Below are 3,944 nucleotides of genomic sequence, written 5' to 3' on the forward strand. Positions count from 1 at the left end.
TAAGCCCTCAGCTTAAATCCTGCGCAATAAAACAAAAGACTAAAAACCCGCTGAACTTTGCGGGCAATCGTTGAATAATCATTCGAATACTAAAGAGATGGATATATATAAATACCACCACCTCCCATCACTTATGTTCCACCAGCGAGCGAATATAAAAAAACCCCGAACGTTGCATTTGCAGCAACCTTCGGGGTGTTCAATACGCGTAGTGTTAATCTCCCGCGTTCAAATCAGGTAATTCCATCTGCGTCTTGCGTTTGATAAATGCATCTTCAACCGCTTCGAACTCCCTGGCCAGTTCCGCACTTTTGACCAGGTATTCCTGACTTGCCATCTCCGTTGCCGTCAGCGCCTCGAGTCGTGCGTGCAACGGCTCTTGTTCCAACAGAAACTCATCGGCGTATTTGTGCTTCAGAAACCCTCGCCAGAAATCACGCTGGGTGGTCGCCGCAAATTCCTGGGGCGAATTGTCCAGGGCCAACACCCGCTGCTCGGCAGCATCGAGCATCGCCGCCGTCACATCAGCCACGCCGAGATACCTGGCCTGCTGCGGCTGCCCCGGTAAACCCAGTCGATCCTTCAGTCCGATACGGTAAGCAAGACGAATCTCGACTCGATCGATCAGCAGAATTTCCTGGATCTTCTGCTCCAGGGTCAACGCGTGATTGGCCGAAATGCTCTGAATCCGTTCGCTCGCATCCTGTTGCGCAATCCGTTCGACTTCGTCGAGCCTGAACAAACCCTTTGCCAGCGTGGAAAGCTCCGGGGTCGCCTGCGTGCTCAAGCCGTGGCTGATCAGACTCTTGACCTCCAGGCGACTGAAAATCAGCGCAGCCCCATCGGCACAGGTTGCCACATCCCCGGCCAGACGGAACAACTCGGTGCGCAATTGCTCGGACTGTCCAGCGGCGTCCATCAGTGCCCATACCCGAGCCTGCAGATCAGGGTAAGCGTTCCTGAACTCGCCTGTTTGTCGCAGATTCTCCAGCAGCCTGAAGAACTCCTGACTGCGGGGATCTTCCCCCTCGAGCAAACTCCACTGCTCTTGTCTGGCGGCACGCTCGTCGGCGGGAAGGTCCCGCATCCAGTGTTGCAATCGCTCATTGGAGTTTGCCAAAGGGTCGGCAACCGCGAGGGGTTCAATGGGTATTGGCACTCCCTCCTCGGGTGGCGGAATACGTAGCCAGGCCTGGGCATAGTCTTCCAGAGCAGCCGGAGTGAGCGGGTTACCGTCCAGAACGGCACTGTTGAACACCCGGTATGCAGCAGCTGCGTTTTCCTCGGCGGGATTGAGAATTTCGTCCGCCACCCGAGTGATGATGTTATCGCGCAGGTCGATGCCTTGAAGGTGCGGCAAAGCATCCAGCCCCGCTGGCCACTCGGTAAGGCCAGTGTTGCGCAGGTTGAGTTGTCTCAACGTTGGCATCCGCCGGAAATCGGGAATGCGCCCTAATGGATTGTGGCTCAGGTGCAGTTGTCGCAGCGCCGGGTATCCCTCGAGGGCTACGATGGCTTCCGGACTCAACGAAATGACATTCCTCGAGAGATACAGCGCCTGCAGCCGCGGCATCAGCCGCAATGTTTGCGGAAGCGTTTGCAGCCGATTGTTCTCCAGGCTCACCTCGCGCAAGTTGGGGAACGCCTCAAGGAAATTGGCCGTTATCTCACCAAGCGCCATGGCACTGAGGTCCAGTGAATAAACGTGCGTAAAAAGAGCTCGAGTCAACACTGGAAGCTCCCCGATACGCAGGCCGGTCAGGCTCAGAATGCCCTCGGCGTACAAACTGCCGGTCGCTTGCTGCGGCGAATTGGTCCTTTGCCAGCAACGCCGGAGCAAGTCGGCCACCCGCTGCCGGTCCTGCCGGTTGACCGGTTCAATACTCCCATCGGGCAAGACGTGCGTCCCCGGTGTATCCACCCAGGTGTTCGCCTCCTGTTGCAGGCTGGCGAACTCTTCTTCAAGACCCAGCAAATACTCTTCGACTGACAACGGATAGGTGGGATGAGCCTGCGCCCGCTCCGCCTGTGCCAAAACCATTTCGACATCTGCATTGCCAAGGGAGGGATACAGCCGGCGAACTCTCGCACGTCGCTCTGCCATCTGCAGATTCGTGCCTTGCCCACGACCACTCAAAGGATAGCCAAAAGTGCCGTCGCCCCCGCGCATTGGCGCCTTGAAAAAAGGTTTGATCGGCTGCATCCGCAACGCCTTGCGCAAGCCGTCGCGCGACAGAACATGCTGCTTGATCAGCTGCTTCAATTCCGCTCCCTGCCCTACATGAGGAAGCCTCAGCGCGGCACGATGGTTTTGCGGTAAAGCATGCTGCAGAGCCACATACAGATCGTCCGCGCCGTGCAGATGGTTATCGTCGCTGTCACGCGCTTCGTATCGTCCGTCTTCGTTGCGCACCAGGACCTTGCGCTCGGTCGCATCCTCCGGGCCGACGCTGGCACGCAGTTCGCCATTGAAGGAACCCTCTCGCACTTCAATACGCAGGTTTTTTTTCCCGCTCGGTAATGCTTCCAGTGTGTGCAGAACCAACGTCTCGGTATCCGGCGTCAATGCGACCGGCAGATACAGCCCTTCATAGGCCCGCGACAGACGCACTTCCCGCTGAGCATTGCGCAGCGCCTCGGCCAGGCGCAGAGGAACAGGTTTGGTCTGTTGCGGGTTGGCAAAATCCCATTGCGCCATTTGTCGGCGCTCGGCGCTGGAAGCACCGGCCAGCACGTCTTCGACAATGTTGGTGGGGAGGCCGGTGAAACGGCTTTTGATCAGCTCGACACGCGGATCACCCGACGCCTGCTGACTGGCGTAGCGCGCATTGAACAATTCGGTCTTGTGATCGAGCGTCACGTGGACACCCGACTCAGCGCTTTCCATCCGTGAGACCAGGTTTTCGGTGTGTCGGTAGGCCTCGAAACGGCTGAGGGTATCGGCCAGCAATGGCGGCAGGGGCTCACGCTCGACATACATTCTGCGCAACAGGCCTTCGTGGGTGCCGCTGATCTTGCGGGCCAGCTCAAGCTCGCCATCGCTCAACGCATCCACACGATGGCCAAGGCGTCGTAACAGAGTCGGACGCTCCCAGGTCAAGGGTTGCTCGGTTTCAGCTTTCCAGGCGCCGGCACCGTTATGCTCCACCACCGGTTGATAAGCGTTGGGCCGGGTCGGATGTTGCAGGCGATGCTCGCCCGTCGCCGGGTCCTGGCGCACCTGGTAATGCTCTTGCTCCAGGCGCAGCCATTGCTGATCGTTGTGCTTATACAGCCCCAAGTCATCGGGTTTGGCCTCGGTCGGCAGCGTCAGCGGGTGCTCGTACGGCGTCAGGTCCGGTTTCCACAGGCGGGTCTTGCCCGTGGGCAGTTCCACCGGTTTGAGGTTGTCGATCAGCGGACTGGGGGTGATCGGGATCCGGGCCGCCTGCGGGATGGCGTGCCCGGCGCTCATCAGGGCCAGTTGCGCAAAGTTGATGATCACTCCGTTGATGTGCGCCGATGCCTCGTCGCGGTCGCCCTTGCTCCAGTCTTCGATGCCTTCCAGCAGTTCGGCGGCCATCTGCGCCACCATCAGCGCCAACATGGCTTCGCCCAGCCCCGGCACCAGCATCGCGGCAAAGTTGAAGACGTTCCAGCCGATGTCCAGGTAGCTGCTCAGGCGTTTCCAGCGCGTGGCGGCATCCTCATCGCCGGTCGGGACGGCAATCGCTCGCGCGTCGCTAAGCGCCTTGTCGCGCTTGAGCCGATACAGCTGCGGCCACAGCTCGCCCGTCAGCCGGTGGGTAATCGGCTCGGCATTCGGGTTCTCCACCGCGGTTTCCCGCCACCACGGCCCCATGTCCAGCGGTTCGCGCTGCTGCCAGGTGATCCGGCTCAGACGCTCGCGGACCCGGGCAAAGAACCGGCCCTGGTCCTTGTGCGCGACGAAGCGGCTGAAGAAT

At 59.6% G+C, this 3,944-nt stretch carries 1 protein-coding gene; it reads right to left on the reverse strand.

The features are described 5' to 3' along the window. Positions 1–214: 214 nt before the first annotated feature. Positions 215–3,944, reverse strand: a 3,730-nt coding sequence (locus ACQ4OB_RS27735; RefSeq protein ID WP_430956860.1) for an NEL-type E3 ubiquitin ligase domain-containing protein, incomplete at its 5' end; no start/stop codon positions are given.

Source organism: Pseudomonas sp. ES4, from assembly GCF_050586665.1.
Taxonomy (GTDB): Bacteria; Pseudomonadota; Gammaproteobacteria; order Pseudomonadales; family Pseudomonadaceae; genus Aquipseudomonas; species Aquipseudomonas frederiksbergensis.